Origin of the sequence: Rhodovulum sp. BSW8 (genome assembly GCF_003314725.1) — a bacterium.
Classification (GTDB): Bacteria; Pseudomonadota; Alphaproteobacteria; order Rhodobacterales; family Rhodobacteraceae; genus Rhodovulum; species Rhodovulum visakhapatnamense.
Genome location: NZ_QNVX01000036.1, coordinates 237,561 through 255,801, shown reverse-complemented (window position 1 = coordinate 255,801; position 18,241 = coordinate 237,561). Strand labels below are relative to the sequence as shown.

At 68.2% G+C, this 18,241-nt stretch carries 22 protein-coding genes and 1 pseudogene; 9 read left to right on the top strand and 14 right to left on the bottom strand.

The window, feature by feature from the left end; translation table 11 throughout:
* Window positions 1–33: 33 nt before the first annotated feature.
* Window positions 34–777 carry a DsbA family protein gene (locus DSD19_RS15415; protein ID WP_113670215.1) on the bottom strand — a complete coding sequence of 248 codons (744 nt, stop codon included), beginning with the start codon at window positions 775–777 and terminating at the stop codon, window positions 34–36.
* 19 nt (window positions 778–796) lie between these two features.
* Window positions 797–1,009, bottom strand: coding sequence for a zinc-finger domain-containing protein (locus DSD19_RS15410; RefSeq protein WP_075784797.1), 213 nt, complete (start codon window positions 1,007–1,009; stop codon window positions 797–799).
* Window positions 1,010–1,108: 99 nt separating this feature from the next.
* Between DSD19_RS15410 and DSD19_RS15405 the strand changes: the two genes are divergently transcribed.
* Genes DSD19_RS15405 through DSD19_RS15395 form a run of 3 tightly spaced genes read left to right on the top strand, consistent with a single transcriptional unit; the run spans window position 1,109 to window position 3,080 of the window.
* Entirely contained in the window at window positions 1,109–2,053 is a 945-nt protein-coding gene (locus tag DSD19_RS15405; protein WP_075784796.1) for an ABC transporter ATP-binding protein, read from the top strand.
* A complete protein-coding gene (locus DSD19_RS15400; RefSeq protein WP_113670214.1) occupies window positions 2,050–2,598 on the top strand; it encodes a pseudouridine synthase in 549 nt (182 codons plus the stop codon). The genes DSD19_RS15405 and DSD19_RS15400 overlap by 4 nt, the downstream gene beginning before the upstream one ends.
* Before the next feature lie 23 nt (window positions 2,599–2,621).
* Window positions 2,622–3,080, top strand: coding sequence for a DUF2267 domain-containing protein (locus DSD19_RS15395; RefSeq protein WP_108028009.1), 459 nt, complete (start codon window positions 2,622–2,624; stop codon window positions 3,078–3,080).
* A 15-nt stretch (window positions 3,081–3,095) separates the two neighbouring features.
* Here DSD19_RS15395 and DSD19_RS15390 read toward each other — a convergent pair whose 3' ends face one another.
* Together DSD19_RS15390 and DSD19_RS15385 are read right to left on the bottom strand one after the other, a co-directional pair.
* Entirely contained in the window at window positions 3,096–3,461 is a 366-nt protein-coding gene (locus DSD19_RS15390; RefSeq protein ID WP_113670213.1) for an HIT domain-containing protein, read from the bottom strand.
* A 32-nt stretch (window positions 3,462–3,493) separates the two neighbouring features.
* A complete protein-coding gene (locus tag DSD19_RS15385; protein ID WP_113670212.1) occupies window positions 3,494–5,068 on the bottom strand; it encodes a DUF5928 domain-containing protein in 1,575 nt (524 codons plus the stop codon).
* Between the two features lie 120 nt (window positions 5,069–5,188).
* Here DSD19_RS15385 and DSD19_RS15380 point away from each other — a divergent pair.
* Window positions 5,189–6,003: pseudogene (locus tag DSD19_RS15380) on the top strand (sulfotransferase family protein); the annotation flags it as partial.
* 156 nt (window positions 6,004–6,159) lie between these two features.
* Here the strand turns inward: DSD19_RS15380 and DSD19_RS15375 are convergent.
* Window positions 6,160–7,155 carry an adenosine kinase gene (locus DSD19_RS15375; protein ID WP_113670211.1) on the bottom strand — a complete coding sequence of 332 codons (996 nt, stop codon included), beginning with the start codon at window positions 7,153–7,155 and terminating at the stop codon, window positions 6,160–6,162.
* Window positions 7,152–7,796 carry an endonuclease III gene (nth, locus tag DSD19_RS15370; protein ID WP_113670210.1) on the bottom strand — a complete coding sequence of 215 codons (645 nt, stop codon included), beginning with the start codon at window positions 7,794–7,796 and terminating at the stop codon, window positions 7,152–7,154. The genes DSD19_RS15375 and nth overlap by 4 nt, the downstream gene beginning before the upstream one ends.
* A 129-nt stretch (window positions 7,797–7,925) precedes the next feature.
* Here nth and DSD19_RS15365 point away from each other — a divergent pair, with 129 nt between their 5' ends.
* The 3 genes from DSD19_RS15365 to DSD19_RS15355 all read left to right on the top strand — a co-directional run bounded on the left by DSD19_RS15365 (window position 7,926) and on the right by DSD19_RS15355 (window position 10,479).
* Window positions 7,926–8,795 carry a bifunctional helix-turn-helix domain-containing protein/methylated-DNA--[protein]-cysteine S-methyltransferase gene (locus tag DSD19_RS15365; RefSeq protein ID WP_113670209.1) on the top strand — a complete coding sequence of 290 codons (870 nt, stop codon included), beginning with the start codon at window positions 7,926–7,928 and terminating at the stop codon, window positions 8,793–8,795.
* A gap of 146 nt (window positions 8,796–8,941) precedes the next feature.
* Window positions 8,942–9,607, top strand: coding sequence for an OmpA family protein (locus tag DSD19_RS15360; RefSeq protein ID WP_113670208.1), 666 nt, complete (start codon window positions 8,942–8,944; stop codon window positions 9,605–9,607).
* A gap of 101 nt (window positions 9,608–9,708) precedes the next feature.
* The gene (locus DSD19_RS15355; RefSeq protein WP_075784788.1) at window positions 9,709–10,479 is read left to right on the top strand and encodes an FCD domain-containing protein; all 771 of its coding nucleotides are present in this window, start codon (window positions 9,709–9,711) and stop codon (window positions 10,477–10,479) included.
* Window positions 10,480–10,498: 19 nt separating this feature from the next.
* On the opposite strand, the gene DSD19_RS15350 is transcribed toward DSD19_RS15355, so the two are convergent.
* The 6 genes from DSD19_RS15350 to DSD19_RS15325 form a co-directional block, all read right to left on the bottom strand.
* On the bottom strand, window positions 10,499–11,056 hold the full coding sequence (locus DSD19_RS15350) for a hypothetical protein (protein ID WP_113670207.1): 558 nt from the start codon (window positions 11,054–11,056) through the stop codon (window positions 10,499–10,501).
* A gap of 430 nt (window positions 11,057–11,486) precedes the next feature.
* The gene (locus tag DSD19_RS15345) at window positions 11,487–12,047 is read right to left on the bottom strand and encodes a F0F1 ATP synthase subunit B (protein ID WP_113670206.1); all 561 of its coding nucleotides are present in this window, start codon (window positions 12,045–12,047) and stop codon (window positions 11,487–11,489) included.
* 4 nt (window positions 12,048–12,051) lie between these two features.
* Window positions 12,052–12,591: a F0F1 ATP synthase subunit B' gene (locus tag DSD19_RS15340; RefSeq protein ID WP_075784785.1), complete on the bottom strand. Its 540-nt coding sequence runs from the start codon at window positions 12,589–12,591 to the stop codon at window positions 12,052–12,054.
* A gap of 85 nt (window positions 12,592–12,676) precedes the next feature.
* The gene (locus tag DSD19_RS15335) at window positions 12,677–12,913 is read right to left on the bottom strand and encodes a F0F1 ATP synthase subunit C (RefSeq protein WP_042456520.1); all 237 of its coding nucleotides are present in this window, start codon (window positions 12,911–12,913) and stop codon (window positions 12,677–12,679) included.
* A 57-nt stretch (window positions 12,914–12,970) separates the two neighbouring features.
* A complete protein-coding gene (locus DSD19_RS15330) occupies window positions 12,971–13,723 on the bottom strand; it encodes a F0F1 ATP synthase subunit A (RefSeq protein ID WP_075784784.1) in 753 nt (250 codons plus the stop codon).
* A 2-nt stretch (window positions 13,724–13,725) separates the two neighbouring features.
* Entirely contained in the window at window positions 13,726–14,061 is a 336-nt protein-coding gene (locus tag DSD19_RS15325; RefSeq protein WP_075784783.1) for an AtpZ/AtpI family protein, read from the bottom strand.
* A gap of 196 nt (window positions 14,062–14,257) precedes the next feature.
* Between DSD19_RS15325 and DSD19_RS15320 the strand changes: the two genes are divergently transcribed.
* Window positions 14,258–14,581, top strand: coding sequence for a metalloregulator ArsR/SmtB family transcription factor (locus tag DSD19_RS15320; protein WP_075787490.1), 324 nt, complete (start codon window positions 14,258–14,260; stop codon window positions 14,579–14,581).
* 11 nt (window positions 14,582–14,592) lie between these two features.
* Here the strand turns inward: DSD19_RS15320 and DSD19_RS15315 are convergent, their stop codons facing one another.
* Entirely contained in the window at window positions 14,593–15,498 is a 906-nt protein-coding gene (locus DSD19_RS15315; RefSeq protein WP_256359788.1) for a DMT family transporter, read from the bottom strand.
* Window positions 15,489–16,358 (bottom strand): LysR family transcriptional regulator, encoded by an 870-nt coding sequence (locus DSD19_RS15310; protein WP_113670244.1) that lies wholly within the window; start codon window positions 16,356–16,358, stop codon window positions 15,489–15,491. The genes DSD19_RS15315 and DSD19_RS15310 overlap by 10 nt, the downstream gene beginning before the upstream one ends.
* A gap of 373 nt (window positions 16,359–16,731) precedes the next feature.
* Here DSD19_RS15310 and ffh point away from each other — a divergent pair, with 373 nt between their 5' ends.
* A complete protein-coding gene (ffh, locus tag DSD19_RS15305) occupies window positions 16,732–18,240 on the top strand; it encodes a signal recognition particle protein (RefSeq protein WP_113670205.1) in 1,509 nt (502 codons plus the stop codon).
* Window position 18,241 lies beyond the last annotated feature (1 nt).

The window sequence follows — 18,241 nt, the reverse complement described above, 5'->3', positions numbered from 1 at the left end:
TGAAGCGCACGGCTTCGCCAGTGCCGGACGCGCTCAGCCACAGGCGGAGCCGGGCGCCGCGCGTCCTTCGGCGATCAGCCGGTCCAGCATCGGCCCGTCGACCCCGCCAAGGATCGCCACGCGACCGACCACAAGGCCGGGAGTGCCGACAAAGCCGAAAGCCGCGGCCAGCGCCCGGGCCTCGGCCAGCCGCGCCTCGGTGCGCGGATGGGCCATGTCCCGCTCGAAGGCGGCAATATCGAGCCCCATCCCGGCGGCAATCTCGCGCATGCCCCTGGGGGTCGGCACCAGCGCCCCGCCCATGGTGCGTTCCTGCCAGTCGAGCGCCGCGCCCTGCACCTCGGCCGCCAGCGCCGCCCGCGCGGCCAGGACCGAGCTTTCGCCCAACAAGGGCAGCGGCTGCCAGGCGATGCGGATCGCGGCCGGTCGGCGCGCCGCGCGCGCGATCAGCAGGGGCGTCAGCTGGCGGCACCAGGGGCAGCGGATGTCGGTGAAACAGGCGACCGGCACCGCTTCCGGGACCTCAGGCGCGGGACCGAAAAGCGCGGCGCAGGGGTCTTCGGGCAGCGGCGGCGGGGGCTCGGCGGTCAAGCCGATCAGAGGCGACAGCGCAGGGCCGGGCCTCGGCACGCGGCGAAAGCCGGGCAGGCCCGGCACCGGTTCGGTCTCGATCTCGGGAGGGAAGGCCAGCCGCCAGAGCCCCGGCCCGGCCGAAAGGCCAGCGGTCAAGCCCACGGCCCCGATCAGCCAGGCCAGCCCGCGGCGGGTGACGGTCATCGGACCAGCGCGCGGCCGGTCAGGTCCTGACCTTGTCGGCAAAGCTCTGATGCACGAACTTGCGGTCGCAATAGCCGCATTCGACAAAGCCCGTCTCGGGCGGGATCGACAGCCAGACCCGCGGATGACCCAGACCCGGCCCGCTGCCATCGCAACAGACCCGCCATTCGCTGGTGTATGTCGTTTCGGGAGGGATGCTGTCGGTGTCCTGTCCGGGGGCTTCTGGGGGCATGCGATTAAGCTCCGCGCGTTGCCGAGGCGACCGGATCGCCTTATGTCCGGGGCCATGATAGCGAATGAAGCGGCACGGGCAAGCGTCAGAGGCAGGGAAATGACTGGGAACGCGATCGAGATCGAGGGATTGACCAAGACCTATGCCGCCAGCGGCAGCCAGCCGCCGAAACAGGCATTGAAGGGCATCGACCTCGACATCCCTGCCGGGTCGATCTTCGGGTTGCTGGGGCCGAACGGCGCGGGCAAGTCGACGCTGATCAACATCCTGGCCGGTCTGGTGCTGAAAACCAGCGGTAAGGTCAGCATCTGGGGCTTCGATCAGGACGTGAACCCGCGCCAGTCCCGCGCCTCGATCGGGGTGATGCCGCAGGAACTGAACATCGACCCTTTCTTCACGCCGCGCGCAGCGCTCGAGGTGCAGGCGGGGCTTTACGGGGTGCCGAAATCCCAGCGCGTCACCGACCGGGTGCTGAAGGCGATCGGTCTCGAGGACAAGGCCGACGCCTATGCCCGGAACCTGTCGGGCGGCATGCGGCGGCGGCTGTTGCTGGGCAAGGCGCTGGTCCACCGGCCGCAGGTGCTGGTGCTGGACGAGCCCACGGCGGGCGTCGATATCGAGCTGCGCCAGATGCTCTGGGCCAATATCCGGCGGCTGAACGAGGAACAGGGCACGACGATCATCCTGACCACGCATTACCTGGAAGAGGCGCAGGAGATGTGCGGCGAGATCGCCATCATCAACCATGGCGAGCTGATCGCGCGCGATTCGACTTCGGCCCTGATCGGGCGGATGGATGCCAAGACCCTGGTGATCCAGCCCGAGGACGAGGTCGCGGCCCCGCCCGAGATGCCCGCCCCGGTCGAAACCTGCCTTCGGCCCGACGGCGCGCTTCGCTTTACCTATCGCCGGAGCGAAATCGGCACCGGCGCGGTGATCGAGGCGGTCCGAAACGCGGGCATCTCGATCCGCGACATCGCCACCGAGGAACCCAACCTCGAGGACGTCTTCGTCGCGTTGACCTCGCACAAGGGCGCCGCGTGAGCCGGGTGATCCTTTTCAACAAGCCCTGGGGGGTGCTGTCGCAATTCACCGATGACGGCCCGCCCCGGCCCGACCGCCGGACGCTGGCCGCCTTCATCGACCAGCCCGGGGTCTATCCGGCCGGACGTCTCGACCGCGACAGCGAGGGGCTTCTGGTGCTGACCGATGACGGGCGCCTGCAGGCCCGGATCGCGAACCCGAAGGCAAAGACCGAAAAGACCTATTGGGCCCAGATCGAGGGCCTGCCCATGGACGAGGCGCTCGAAGCGCTGGGGCGCGGCGTGACCCTGAAGGACGGGCCGACCCGTCCGGCGCGGGTCCGGCGGATCGACGCACCGGCCGGGCTCTGGCCGCGCGACCCGCCGGTCAGGGTCCGCAAGTCGGTTCCCGATTGCTGGATCGAGCTGACCATTTCCGAAGGCCGCAACCGTCAGGTCCGCCGCATGACGGCCGCCGTGGGCCACCCGACGCTGCGACTGATCCGCTACCGGGTGGCCGACTGGACCCTCGACGGGATCGAAACCGGGACCTGGCGCGCGGCCTGATCCCCCGCGACGGAGAGACCCCAATGCCGATGCCCTGGACCTACCGCCATGCCTCGCGCGAATTCCGCGCATTTCTCGACGATGCCCGGGACCGGATGAACCTGACCTCCGACAACATGGCCTACACGGCGGTGGACGGCGTCTTCCAGGTGTTCCGGCGGCGGTTGACGGCGCAAGCGGGGCTCGATTTCGCCAGCGTCCTGCCGTCCGTTCCGCGCGCGATCTTCGTGGCGGGCTGGGACGTGACCACCCCGCCCCTGCCCTTCGCCGACCGCGCCGCCCTGACCGCCGAGGCGAAAGCCCTGCGCCCGCATCACAACCTGACGCCCGACAACGCCATCGAGGCCACCGCCTGGGCCTTGCGACGGGCAACCGATGCCAGGGCGTTGGAAGACGTGCTGTCCCGCCTGCCGCCCGAGGCCCGCGCCTTCTGGCATGTCGAGGTCGACGACCCGTCGGAACTGGCGCCGCGGATCGTCTGAGCCGGGGGCCTCGCCTCAGCCCTTCGCCAGCATCCGCCCCAGCACGCGCCCGCCGAGGATGTGCACATGCAGGTGCGGCACTTCCTGCACCCCATGCTCGCCCGCGTTCGAGATCACCCGGAAACCGTCCTCAAGCCCCTTCATCTCGCAGACCCGGGCGATGGTGCGGGTGAAATCGACGATCTCGGCATCGCTCGCCTCGGCCGCGAAATGATCGTAGCAGACATAGGGGCCCTTCGGGATCACCAGAACATGCACCGGCGCCTGCGGCGCGATGTCGTTGAACGCAAGGCTCATCCCGGTTTCCAGCACGGTGTCGTTCGGGATCTCGCCCCGCAGGATCCGGGCAAAGACGTTCTGGTCGTCATAGGCATAGGTCATGTCGGTCCTCACTCACGCGCTGTCGAAAGGGCTCAATCGTCGAACAGGGTCGCCGTATCGGCGATCCCGCGGGCCGTGTCATAAGGGATTGCAAGGAATTGCGCCAGCACCAGCGCCGCCTCGCTCAGCTTCTGGCCCGGGCTCAGACGGTACAGCGCCGGAAACCCGGCCGCCCTGAGCCGCGCGGTCTCGCGCTCCAGGTCCTGGGCCAGCGCCGGCAAGACCCGCGCGGCCACCCCCGGCGGGCTTGCGTCCGACAGAAGCCCCAGCCGCCGGGCATGGCCCAGAAGGTCGGCCTGGCTGAACGGGCAGACGATTTCCAGCACCCGCACGGTCGCCCCGTCGGCCTGAAAATCGGCCATGATCTCCAGATCGGCCGGGTCGAGGCAGAGGATCAGCCGGTCGGTGCCAAGGCTTTCATAGACCAGCCGCAGAAAGGCGCGGGGGTGGCGGCTGCGCTTGGCCCGACTGCGTTCTATCCCGCCCAGATCGGGCAGGTCGACCGTCTCGTCATCGAAGGCGAAATCGGCGGAAGCCAGCCCCGTGGCCTGACGCACCCGTTCGACCAGACGGCGTGCGACATGCCATTTCTTGCAGGTCACCAGCATCAACTGGCGCCCCTGCCCCAGACCCGCGCCACGTTCCCAGGCGCGGCCGCCAAAGCGCTGTCCGATCCGGCCGCGCCCGGTCAGGAACCGGTAGACCTCGGGGCCGCCGCCCGAGGCCGCGGGTCCCGGATCGGCCGAGGCATAGACCGCCGCCAGCCGCGCCCGCAACGGCACGGCCTCGACCGAGATCTTGCGGGCAAAATAACCCTCCTGCGCCACCAGCAGGTCGTAGTGGTCGTTGTAGAAGGTCACCGGCATCCCGTAATCGGTGAACATGAGGAAGGTCGGCGCGCGCGACCGGATCTGGCCGGTCGGCACCAGATGACGCACGAGCGTCTGGAAAAAGGTCTCGTCCGGGATCCAGCTGCTGCGGAAGAACCGGATCACATCGGGCCGCCGCACCAGGAAGGCCAGGATCGCCTCGACCGTAGACCGGCGCAGACACCACCACTGGCTGCCGATCATCACCTGCAGATCGGCCGGCGGCGCCCGCTGTAAGCCCAGCGCCTTCTGCACCGCCATCGAGGCATGGAACAGCCGCCTCTGGCGGCGCTCGTTGAAGAAATGCCGGTAGATCAGCCGTTCGTCCTTCAGCCCGGTCCGGATCCAGCCCGACTCGAAGAAATCGACGCTTTCGATGTGATCCGACCCGCTGTCGTCCAGATCCGCGCGCAGCCGCACTGCAGGCTTGATCGGGAGGCAGTCGCCTGACAGCAGGTAAAGATGCGTGGCCTGCGGAAACGCCGCCAGCGCGGCGCGGGCCGCGTTCAGCGTCGCCTGCACCGGCGACCAGTCGCCCCAGCCACAGCGCACCCGCCGGGCGAAGACGGCCGAAGGATTTCCCGCCAGCGCGGCACGAATCTCGGCGAAATCGGCATCCGGCGCGCGGCGGTCCAGATGGATGGCGACCAGATCGCCCGCCGCCGTCAGCCGCTCGGCCTGAGCGACGATCGTGTCCGGGTCCCTGTGACAGAGCAGCAAATAGGCGACGGTCGCCATGCAGATCCCCCGAACGGGCGGCCGCAGTGTCGCCAGGGCCGCATTTGCCGATTATTACGGGCTCTGAGGACAGAAGTCACCGCAGGCGGTTCGGTTCCGCCCGCATCGACCAGGCGGAAGATGGGCTTTCCCGGCCCCTGGATGACCTTGAGCGAAAGCATGCTTGCCGCGTGGTGCCGAAATGCGCCTGCTCGACCATCGGCCAGATCATGTATTTCTGGGATCGCGGCCGGTTCTATGACGGCGTTATCCACGAGGCCGCCGAGGGTCTGCACAAATGGGCGTCCGAGGACAGCCAGCCCGCGATCGACCGCCGCGCCTGCGCGCGGGACACGCTGGCCTTCACCTGCATGCGCACGCCCTATGCCCGGGTGCTGTCCTCCTTCTTCGACAAGATCTGCGGTATCCAGCGCAGCGGCACCCGTTACCGCGGCAAGCTGGTGCCGACGCTGATCGAACCCTACGGCATCGAGCTCGGCGGCCCCGACGGCCAGCAGGAATTCGACCAGATCGCCAGCTTGCACCGCTTTCTGCTGTCTGCCCGCGACCCGATCCGCTGGCGCCGCCCGATGGAGCCCGACATCCACTGGTCCGACATGTCGGGCCATGTGGCGACCTTCATCGCCAATGGCGGCCGCCACGACCGGATCTTCGCCACCGAATGCGCCGATACAAGGATGCAGGCGGTGCTCGTCGCCGCGCCGATCCGTCACCCGGTCGACCTCGCCCAAATCCCCCGCTTCAACGAATCCGAAGGCTACGGGCCGCGCCGCGCCCACCCGGTCGGGGCCTATTTCGACGACCTGTCGCGCCATCTCGTCTACGAGATCTGACATCGCGACTTCCGGCTCTTTCGCTACGACGCGGAACACCCCGCCAATCAGCGTCCGCTGGGCGAGATCGACCTCGACGCGGTCCACGCCCATCTCGGCGACCGAGCCCCGGGCTCATCCCGTCGCGGCCTTCTTCTTGGCCGAAATACCCCCGCCGGAGGCGCGCGCGTCAGCGCGCCCGGCCCAAGGCCGGACAAGCGGGGCGCGCGCAGCGCGCGCGCCCCGTGCGGGCCGGGGGCGGGAGCGCCCCCGCCGCCTTCAGATCAGTCCATGGGTGCGGAACAGATGGGTCAGATCGGCCTCGGCACGCGCGCCGATATGGCTGATGATCTCGCTGGCCGCCACGCAGCCCATGCGGCCGCAGCTTTCCAGATCGTGGCCCTGCGTCAGCCCCCACAGAAACGCCCCGGCGAACAGATCGCCCGCGCCGGTCGCATCGACCACCCGGGTGTTCAGCGCCGGTGCATGCCAGCGCCCGGTCCCCGACAGGATATGCGCACCATCGGCGCTGTCGGTGCAGGCCACCAGCCCGATCTCGGCCGCGGCATGGGCCAGCGCGTCGTCGAAGACCTCGGTCTGGTACATCGACAGGATCTCGGCCCGGTTCGCGAACAGCAGGTCCACATCCTCGCGGATCATCCGGCGGAAGGCGTCGCGGTGGCGATCCACGCAGAACGGGTCGGACAGGGTCAGCGCCACCTTGCCGCCCGCGGCCTTCGCGGCCGCAATGGCCTTGGCGAAGGCCGCATGGCTCTCGGCCCCGTCGAAACGGTAGCCCTCCAGATAGATCCACTCGGCATCGGCGATCTGCGCCGCGTCGATATCGGCCGCCGACAGCCGCTCGGACAGCCCCAGATAGGTGTTCATCGACCGTTCGCCATCGGGCGTGACCAGAATGATGCAACGCCCGGTCTCGCCCGGTTCTGCTTCCGGCGCCATGGGCGTCGCGAAATCGGCACCCTGCGCGCGCAGGTCATGGGCGAAGATCGCGCCCAGCTGGTCGTCCTTGACCTTGCCGACATAGGCGGTGCGCCCGCCCAGATGCGCGATGCCCGCGATCGTGTTCGCGGCCGACCCGCCCGAGATCTCCTGCGCCGGGCCGATCCGGCCGTAAAGCTCGACGGCGCGCTCGGTGTCGATGAGCTGCATGATGCCCTTCTCGACACCGTGGTCGGTCAGGAAAGCCTCATCGGCATGGGCCAGAACGTCGACCAGCGCATTGCCGATGCCGACGACGTGATAGGTCTTGGTCATACTGTCTTGTCCTCGTATGGGCAGAGATCCCGGATCGGGCAGGTCCCGCAGATCGGCTTGCGCGCCTTGCACAGGTAACGGCCGTGCAGGATCAGCCAGTGATGCGCATGGCGCTGGAATTCGGCCGGCACATTGTCCTCGATCGCGCGCTCGACCGCCTCGACGGTCTTGCCCGGCGCGATCAGGGTGCGATTGCCGACCCGGAAGATATGGGTGTCGACCGCCTGGGCGGGCAGCCCCCACCACATGTTCAGCACCACATTCGCGGTCTTGCGCCCGACCCCGGGCAGCGCCTGCAGCGCCGCGCGCGAGGACGGCACCTCGCCGCCATACTCCTCGACGAGGATCCGGCTCAGCTTGATGACATTCTTCGCCTTGTTGCGAAAAAGCCCGATCGTGCGGATATGCTGGATCAGCCCCTCCTCGCCCAAAGCCAGCATCTTTTCGGGCGTGTCGACCCGGGCGAACAGCGCCCGCGTCGCCCGGTTCACCCCGGCATCGGTCGCCTGCGCCGACAGCGCCACCGCGACCAGCAGGGTATAGGCGTTGACATGTTCAAGCTCGCCCTTCGGCTCGGGCTCGGCCGCCTGAAAGCGGGCAAAGATCTCGCGGATCGTATGATAGGGCAGAGCCTGGGCCATCGGCCTTCCTATGCCCGTGCGGCGGGGCAGAGGCAAGGCCGCAGCGGGGCCGCCTTTTGGCGCAGGTTCCGGGTCGCGCGGGCAGGCAACCGGGCCTATCCTGAGGGTCAGCATCCGAAAGGAAGGACCATGCCGAAGGACACGGACCGGGACGACAGCCAGGCCTATCATTTCTCGGTGATCCGGCGGGCCATCGACCGGATCGACGCGGCCGGCGCCGAGGCGCTGCCGCTTGACGCCCTGGCAGCCGAGATGAACATGAGCCCCGCGCATTTTCAGCGCGTCTTCTCGCGCTGGGTCGGCGTCTCGCCCAAGCGCTATCAGCAGTATCTGACGCTCGGCCACGCCCGGGCGTTGATGCGCGAGCGCTTCACCACGCTCGAGACCGCCGACGCGCTGGGGCTTTCGGGCGCGGGGCGGCTGCACGATCTGTTCCTGCGCTGGGAAGCGATGAGCCCGGGCGACTATGCCAAGGGCGGCGCCGGGCTCGAGATTCGCTGGGGCTGGGTCGACAGCCCGTTCGGCCCGGCGCTGGTGATGGCCACCGCGCGCGGGATCTGCGGCATCGGCTTTGCAGCCGAGACCGGGCCCGAGCCCGCGATGGCCGACCTGAAATCGCGCTGGCCGCGCGCCAGCTTCGTCGAGGACCCGATGGCGCTGGCGCCCTGGGCCGAGGCCGCCTTCGGGCGGCGGGGCGGCGAGGCGCGCCTGCACCTGATCGGGGCGCCCTTCCAGATCAAGGTCTGGGAGGCCCTGCTGAGCGTGCCCTCGGGCCAGGTCACGACCTATTCCGAAATCGCCCGCGCCATCGGCCATCCGGCGGCGGTGCGCGCGGTCGGCACCGCGGTCGGGCGCAACCCGATCAGCTATCTGATCCCCTGCCACCGGGCCTTGCGCAAGACCGGCGCGCTGGGCGGCTATCACTGGGGCCTGCCGGTCAAGCGCGCCCTTCTGGCCTGGGAATCGGCCCGGGCCGAGGCCGCGGCGAGCGGCCCCTGACCGCCCCCCGCCCCCCGTCCCCCGCCGATCGGCCATTTGCCGCCCGATCTGCCCCTCTGCCCGTCTCGCCCCCCTCGAAGACCGCCGCCATCCGACTATATTCGCGGGCAACGGTCCCCGAACGGGACTCAAGCAGAGAGGCAGTCATGATCCGCGCCAGCAAACCTATCCTTCTGACCATCGCCGGGGCGCTTGCGCTCGGCGCCTGTACCGATCCCTCGGTCCAGACCGGCGATGCCCGGCAGCGCACCAAGGAAGGGGCGGCTATCGGCGCGGGCCTTGGCGCCGTGACCGGGCTTTTGGCCTCGAACCGGGGCGGCAACGACGCCAAGAGCGCGCTGATCGGCGCGGCGGTCGGCGCGGCGGCGGGCGCGGCCATCGGCAACAACCTCGACAAGCAGGCCGCCGAGTTGCGCCAGAGCTTCGACAACAACCAGATCGGCGTGGTCAATACCGGCAACGCGCTGATCGTGACGATGCCGCAGGATATCCTGTTCGACACCGACAGCGCCGCGGTGCGTTCGGGGCTGCGCGCCGACCTGCAGACGCTGGCCTACAGCCTGAACGACTATCCCAACACCACCGTCGATATCATCGGGCATACCGACAATACCGGCTCGGCCAGCTACAACCAGCAGCTGTCGACCCGCCGCGCCACCGCCGTGTCGTCGATCCTGACCGGGGCGGGCGTCAATTCCGGCCGCCTCCGCGCCTATGGCCGGGGCGAGGAACAGCCCATCGCCTCGAACCTCTCGCCCGAGGGCCGGGCCCAGAACCGCCGGGTCGAGATCGTCATTCGCCCGATGTCCTGACGCGGTCCGGGCCCCCGGGTTCCGGCCCGGGGGCACGGCCATTGCCGCCGGGCGTCCGCGGTCATATCTTCTGACCGGTTCAACGGAGACCGCGCGGCGCCATGCCCTTCCAGAAAGTCCTGCCCGAAAAGCTGTCGGCGGCGGTGGTGCGCCAGATCGAGCTTTTGATCCTGCGCGGCGTGCTGCGGCCCGGCGAACGGCTTCCGGCCGAACGCGATCTTTCGGACCGGCTTGGCGTGTCGCGGCCGTCGCTGCGCGAGGCCATCGAGGCGCTCGAGGCGCGCGGGCTTCTGGTGCGCAAGGCCGGCGCCGGGATCTTTGTGGCCGAGGTGCTGGGCGCGGCCTTTTCCGACGCGCTGGTGCGCCTCTTCGCCAGCCATGACGAGGCGTTGTTCGACTATATCGCCTTCCGCCGCGACCTCGAAGGGCTGGCTGCCGACCGCGCCGCCCGCACCGCATCAGACACCGACCTCAAGGTCGTCGACACGCTGTTCGCGCGGATGGAGGCCGCCCATGCCAAGCGCAACCCGGCGGACGAGGCGCGGCTCGATGCCGAATTTCACCTGTCGATCATCGAGGCCAGCCACAATGTGGTCATGACCCACATGATGCGGGCGATGTTCGACCTTCTGCGCGAAGGGGTCTTTTACAACCGCCAGATCATGTTCCGCCAGCGGACCACGCGCACGAGCCTGCTGGACCAGCACCGGGCGATCAACGCAGCACTACAGGCCCGCGACGGCGCCGCCGCGCGCGCGGCGGTCGAGCGGCATCTGGACTTTGTGGCCGAGGCGCTGCGTGCAGATCAGGCCGTCGCCCGCAACGAGGAGGTCGCCCGCCAGCGGCTGGAACAGGCGCTGGGCAAGGGCTGACCGCGATCCGCAGGCGCCGTCAGTTGACGCTGGTCGCCAGGTTCGCGTGAATCCGGCAGCGTTTGTGCAGCGCCCAGTAGGTCGCGAAGTCCAGCTCGTCCTGAACCGCCAGCATCCTCCGCAGCGAATCAAGGTTCATCCGCACCAGATAGGGTTCGGGCGCATGCATGTCGCCGCCCCGGAAGGTGATGCAGGCCAGCTTTTCGGGCGTGGGCGTGCGGATGAAGAACCCCGCATCGACCTTGGCCCCGGCAAAGCGGCGCGCGCGTTCGGTCATGTCCTGGCGGCGCTGATTGATCGGGTCGGTGGCCATCACCGCCTCGATCGCCACCGCATGCTGGGCGGCGCGGACACCGCTGTTGTGATCTTCCAGGAAGCGCTGCGCAGGGCCGACTCCGTAAAGCGCCAGCAGGGCGCAAAGACCCAGCCCCAGCAGGATCGCCGAAAAGGTGCCGGGCCGGAACAGGTTCCGCGCCGGGGCCCCGGGCGGCGGGACGGCCGCCGCACCGCTGTCCGCACGCGGATGCCGGGCCGAAAGGGCCGCGGGGCGGGGCGGGGTATGGGTCAGGCTGGACATAGGAGGCTCCGGAACCGGTAAAATGGAAAAAGCGGGCACTACCCCGATCGGCGCCCGCGGACCGCCGCCCGCACCGGAACCCGCAGCGACCGGCGCAAGCCTCCTCCGAGGGACGGGAAGAGCGTCAGGGCGAGCAACCCGACGAACAGCGCGAGAGGTGTTGGGGCGAGGATGAGGACGGCGGTCATCACGGGACTCCCTGCGAAACTGCGCCGGGGCGAGTCCCCGCGCGTTCGACAGTAGAAACCGCGAATGTGGCAGGGTCATGCCCCGGACAGGACAAATCGCGATTAAAGCGATCATTCGCACGTATTTCCCGCGTCACGTGCATTCGGGTTCCGGCGCGTTCCCCTGAAGCGAAAAACCCCAGCCTTTCGGCCGGGGTTCTATCGGGACCGGCAGCCGGGCGCGATGGCCCCGCCGGTTCGGATCAGTGCAGATGGAGCTTGCCGCGAACCTCGCCGATGGCGTCCTGCACCAGCTTGTCGTTGGTCTGGTCGGTCATCTGGCGCACGATCACCTCGCGCGCGGCCGCAACGGCGACCGCGATGGCCCGGTCGCGCACTTCCTTGACCGCCCCGGACTTGGCCGACTCGATCTGTTCGTCGGCGGCGGCCAGACGGCGGGCGATGGCGACCTTAAGGTCGTCCTTGGCCTTGGCGGCGGCCGCTTCGGCTTCGGTCCGCGCGGTCTCGACGATCCGCTCGGCCTGGGCCTGCACTTCCTTCTGCTTGCGCTCGTAGGACGCCAGCACGGTCTGCGCCTCTTCGCGCAGGGCCCGCGCCTCGTCGAGATCGGACTTGATCTCGGCCGCGCGCTTGTCGAGCATCGCCATCAGCTTGCCCGGCACCCGCAGGTAAACGAGCAGGGCAAGGAAGGCGACGAAGCTGATGGTGACGACGAATTCGGCGTTGTTCAGCGAGAAGAACGGGCCTTCCGCCGCCAGCGCCGGCGAAGCCGACAGCATCAGAGCGACTGCGAGTTTCTTCATCGGATCACCCTTTCAGCTTGCCGTCGACGGCGGCGTCGACAGCCCCCGACTCGGCCCGGAAGCCCATCGCGGCGATCACGTCGGCCGTGGTCGCACGGGCAACCTCGCTGACGCTTTCCAGCGCGCCCGCGCGGATCTCGGCGATCTGCTTTTCGGCCTCGGCGGACCGCGCCGCGATTTCCGCATCGGCCTTGGCGGTTGCGGCGTCGAGGTCGGCCTTGATCTCGGCCTTGGTCTCGGCGACGATCCGCTGCGCCTCGGCGCGGGCATCGGCCAGCGCCTTCTCATAGGCGCGCTCGGCCTCCTGGGCCCGCAGCTTCAGCTCTTCGGCGGCGGCGATGTCGTTCGAGATCGTGCCCTGGCGCTCGGCCAGAACCGCTCCGATCCGCGGCAGCGCGATGCGCGACAGCACGAAGTAGATCGCGAACAGCGTGACGACCAGCCAGAAGATCTGGTTGGGATAGGTCGAGAAGTCGAGCTGCGGCATGCCGACGGCTTCGGCGGCGTGACCGGCAGCTGCGGCGGTCTCTAGTTCTGTTGCCATGTCGTCCCCCTGGAACCCCGGATCACACCGGGTGGGTGCGTCTTGTCACGCCCCACCCGGCCGTAAGGATCGGTTCAGTCGGAGATCAGACGGCGAACATCAGCAGAAGCGCGACGAGGAACGAGAAGATCCCCAGCGCTTCGGCGAACGCGATACCGATGAACATGGTGGCGGTTTGCGAGGCAGCCGCCGAGGGGTTGCGCAGGGCGCCGGAGATGTAGTTGCCGACGACGTGGCCGATGCCGACCGAGGCGCCGCCCATGCCGGTACAGGCCAGACCAGCACCGATATAGGCACCCATTTGAACGATATCGCCTTCCATGTCGATTTCTCCTTACGTTGGAATTGGCAGATTCAGTGTGTGATACTCAGACCGGTGTCAGTGGTGCGGATGCAGCGCATCGCGCAGGTAGACGCAGGTGAGGATCGCGAAGACATAGGCCTGGATGAAAGCCACCAGGAATTCGAGCGCGTAGATCGCCCCGATCGCCACGACCGGGAACACCGCGCCCACGCCCAGAACGCCGGCGAAGCCCGCGAACACCTTCATCACGGCGTGGCCGGCCATCATGTTGCCCATAAGCCGGATCGAGTGGCTGACGGGGCGGACGAAGTAGGAAATCACCTCGATGACCGCCAGGATCGGGCGCAGCGCCAGCGGCGCGGCGGTGATCCAGAACAGGCTGAGGAAGCTCGCGCCGTGCTTGACGAAGCCCAGAACCGTCACGCCGATGAAGACCGCCAGCGCCATGGTCCCGGTGACCGCAAGATGCGAGGTGGTGGTGAAGGCGCCGGGGATCAGGCCGAGGAAGTTCGCGAAGACGATGAAGATGAAGAGCGACATGATGTAGGGAAAGTATTTCAGGCCGTCGCGGCCCGACACGTCCTCGACCATCTTGTAGACGAAGCCATAGGCCAGTTCGGCCACCGACTGGATGCGCGAGGGCACGATCGCGCGGCCCCGGGTGCCCATCACCAGCAGCAGCACCGTGCACAACACAGCGATGCCCATCCAGAGGGTCACGTTGGTGGGGGTGTACCAGTGCACCGCCCCCTCGCCGAAGAGCGGGCGCACCATGAACTGGTGCATGGTATCGATGTTCACTCCGCCGGTCGCGTCTTCGCTCGCCACGTTCAATCCCTCTTCTCGTCCTCAGCGGCGGCCGCCGCCTGTTGGCCCTGGACCTCCTGCGCGGTGCGCAGCATCACCCGGATGCCCGCCGCAAGGCCCAACAATATGAACAGCACCAGAAAGATCGGCTTTGTCCCCAGCCAGGAGTCGATGCCGAACCCGATGCCGAAGCCGATCCCCAGACCGGAGACCAGCTCTATCACCATTCGCCAGGCCAGCTGCGCCTGGGTGTAATGCGAGTCCATGTGAGAGGGCGCGGGATCGGCCTTGGCCTTCTTCAACTCGGCCAGCCTGGCTTCCAGCCGGGCGAGCCGTTCCTTTTCGGCCGGGTCCATCATGCGAACGTCCCCCTCGGACAGTCGCGGCGAAGCTAGTCAGCGGGGGGAAATGAGTCAAGCGGATTGCGACGCCATCAAGCCATTGAAAAAACATGGTTTTGCCGAATGCTGCCGCGCGGAACCCGGCCCCGGCACGGCTTTGCCATATTCAACCGGACGGTTGACGATCAGGCCGGTGCAGGCGCATCCTGCGGCGATGGAAGACCGGCTCGACATCGTCTTTGCGGCGCTCGCCGACCCGACCCGCCGGGCGATCCTCGCCATGCTGCTGGAAGACGACATGGCGGTGACCGATGTGGCCGAGCCGTTTCAGATGTCTCTGGCCGCCGTTTCCAAACATCTGGCGATCCTGACCCGGGCCGGCCTGATCAGCCAGGAAAAGCGCGGGCGGGTGAAATGGTGCAAGCTTGAACCCGACGCGTTGAAGGACGCCTCGATCTGGATGCAGAGCTTCGGCCAGTTCGAGGCGGTAAACCTCGACGCCTTCGAGCGCTTCCTCGCGGCGGAACTGAACGGCTGAGGCCGGGCGGCCTAGTCGTCCTTCAGCAGCATCGCCAGCGCCAGCACGGTCAGCGCGACCCCGCCCAGCACCAGCGCGCGCGGCGCCCCGTGGCCCAGCGCGAATTCCCACAGGATCACCCAGGACGGCGTCAGGTAGGTATAGGCCATCACCTTGGCCGCGGGCAGCCTGAGCGCCGCGTATTGCAACAGCACGAAAGTCATCGCGCTGGCGCAGACCGCCAGATAGGCCAGCACCGCCCAGACCAGCGGCGGCAGCGCACCCCAGTCGGTCGCGACCAGCGCGGGCGCGCCGTAAAGCGTCAGCACCAGCAGGGCCGCCAGCATCATCCCGAAGGTGAAGACCAGCGCGGGCTCGCCCCGGTTCAGCTTGCGCACCAGCGGCGTATAGGCGGCATGCGCGATGCAGCCGATGAAGAAGACCGCCTCGCCCCGCCCGATCTCGAACCGCAACAGCGCCCCGAGATCGGCGCGGAAGATCACCCAAACCGCCCCGGCCCCGCCGATCGCCAGCGCCGCCGCCACCCGGGGCGTTGCCCGCTGGCGCAGGAACAGCCAGCCGAAGCCCGCCGACATGACCGGCGTCAGGGTGAAGACCGCCGCCGTCGGCACCGGCGCGGCCGTCTTCAGCCCCTCGAACATCAAGACGAAATACAGCGCAAAGACCGTGCCCAGCACCAGAAAGCGCCAGGGCGCGCGGAACTGCCTGCGCCTCAGCCCCGGGCCCAGCGCCGCGGCCGCCCCGATCAGCACCCCGGCCAGCAGGAAGCGCAGGGCGGTCAGCGCCACCGGGTCGATGTCATTGGCAATCAGGCTGCCGAAGCTGAACGATCCCGCCACCAGCGCCGAGAAGCTCAGCATCGCCAGATGGCCGCGCAGAGCCGCGCCGCGCGGGACCGCGGCCGGGCTCAGGGCCACTCCTTCGCCGCATCCTTCAGCCGCGTGGTCAGGGACTGCACCTTGGCGGTGCGATGCAGATCGACATGGGTCACAAGCCAGAGCGGCACATCCCATTCGGCCAGCGGCGGGTGCATCTGTTCGAGCCCGGGCAGCCGCTCGGCCCACCAGACCGGCACGAAGCCGATGCCCGCGCCCGCAACCACGGCCTCGACCTGCGCCCGCGCGTCCGAGGCGCGAAAGCCCACCCGGTCCGACGGCGCCCTGGCCTTGAGCCAACGATTGAAGGGCGCCCGGTGATCCTCGTCGGACGGGCCCACATAGAAATGCGCCGACATGTCCTCCCCCAGTCGGCCATGCGCGGCGACATAGCCGTTGCTGGCATAAAGCGCGTAGCGCAGCGTATAGAGCCGTTGCACGATGTTGTCGGGCTCGTCCGGCTGCCCTCCGGCGCGGACCGCGACATGGGCCTCGCCATATTCCAACCGGTACAGCCGGGAATCGGCCATCAGGCGCAGGGTCAGTTCGGGATGTTCGGCCTGGAACCCGGACAGCACCGGCACCAGAAGCGGCGTCAGGCTGTCGACCGTCGTCACCGTCAGATCGCCGGTCATCGCCGCGCCGCGCCCCCTCAGCCGCCCGGCAAGCTGGCTGAACTGATCGGCGGTGACCTGCGCCACGCGCAGAAGCTCCTCGCCCGCCTCGGTCGGGGTGTAACCGCGGGCATGGCGCTGGAAGAGCTTGACGCCCAGCCGGTCCTCCAGCGCGTCCACATGGCGGATCACCGTGGCATGGTGCACCCCCAGCGCATCGGCGGCACCGCTGACCGTGCCCAGCCGCGCCACATGATAGGCGGTGCGGATCTCATCCCAGTTGTCGATATCCATCTCGATCCATCTTGGTAACGCAACCTGTGCAAAAAGTCACAGTTCGCGGCGATGCTGGCCAATTGCGTTCACCAAGGCAAGGGCGATGTTCCGGGCGCCCCTTCGATCGGCGGCCCTCTCGGCCCGGCCGGGCGGGACCCCGGACCGGGTCCAGCTTGACTCGGACGGCGTTTCGTGGCTTAAGCGCGGCCATTCCGGAACGGTGCAAACCCTTCCGGTCCCGGCCCCTGTCCGGGATCGCCCCCCCGTCAGCGAGGTTTCGCCCACGGGGGCAAATCGCGTTTTGCGCATCGCGACGCGCTGACAAACCGGTCGTTCCCGCCCACATTGCGGGGACAGGTGCAACGGTCGAAGGAGGGCCAGGGCCATGTTCGAAAGTCTTTCCGACCGCCTTTCCGGCGTATTCGACCGGCTGACCCGGCAAGGGGCGCTGACCGAGGAGGATGTCGCGACCGCGCTGCGCGAGGTCCGCGTCGCGCTTCTGGAAGCCGACGTGTCGCTGCCGGTCGCCCGCGATTTCGTCAAGTCGGTGCAGGACAAGGCCACCGGCCAGGAGGTGACCAAGTCGGTCACGCCGGGCCAGCAGGTCGTCAAGATCGTCCACGATGCGCTGGTCGAGGTGCTGACCGGCGAGGGCGAGCCGGGTTATCTCAAGATCGACAACCCGCCCGCGCCGATCCTGATGGTCGGCCTTCAGGGCGGTGGCAAGACCACCACCACCGCCAAGCTGGCCCTTCGCCTGAAAGAGATCAACGGCAAGCGCGTGCTGATGGCCTCGCTCGACGTGAACCGCCCGGCGGCCATGGAACAGCTGGCGATCCTCGGTGTGCAGATCGGCGTCGACACCCTGCCCATCGTCAAGGGCCAGAAGCCCGTCGACATCGCCAGACGCGCCAAGCAGCAGGCGGCGATGGGCGGCTATGACGTCTACATGCTGGACACCGCCGGCCGTCTGTCCATCGACGAAGAGCTGATGGCCGAGGTCGAGGCCGTCCGCGATGTCGCGACGCCGCGCGAGACGCTTCTGGTGGTCGACGGCCTGACCGGCCAGGATGCCGTCCACACCGCCGAGAATTTCGACGAACGGATCGGCATCACCGGCGTGATCCTGACCCGGATGGACGGCGACGGCCGCGGCGGCGCGGCGCTGTCGATGCGCGCGGTCACCGGCAAGCCGATCAAGTATGTGGGTCTGGGCGAAAAGCTCGACGCGATCGAGGAATTCCACCCCGAACGGATCGCGGGCCGCATCCTCGGCATGGGCGACATCGTTTCGCTGGTGGAAAAGGCGCAGGCCACCATCGAGGCCGAGCAGGCCGAGCGGATGATGAAGCGCATGCAGAAGGGTCAGTTCAACATGAACGACCTGAAGATGCAGCTGGAACAGATGCTGAAGATGGGCGGGATGGAAGGCATCATGGGAATGATGCCCGGCATGGGCAAGATGTCCAAGCAGATGGCCGATGCGGGCTTCGACGATTCGATCCTGCGCCGCCAGATCGCGCTGATCAATTCGATGACCAAGAAGGAACGCGCCAATCCGCAGCTCTTGCAGGCCAGCCGCAAGAAGCGGATCGCGGCGGGTGCGGGCCTTGAAGTGCCGGAACTGAACAAGCTTCTGAAGCTGCACCGGCAGATGTCGGACATGATGAAGAAGCTCGGCCAGAAGGGCGGCCGCGCGATGCTGAAGAAGGCGCTGGGCGGCATGTTCGGCAAGGGCGGCATGCCCGACATGGCCAATATGGACCAGGCCCAGCTGGAAGAGGCCGCGCGCAAGATGGGCGCGGGTCTGCCCGGTGGCATGGGCGGCATGGGGGGCGGCATGAGCCTGCCCCCGGGGCTCGGCGGGCTTGGCGGGTTCGGCAAGAAGAAGTGAC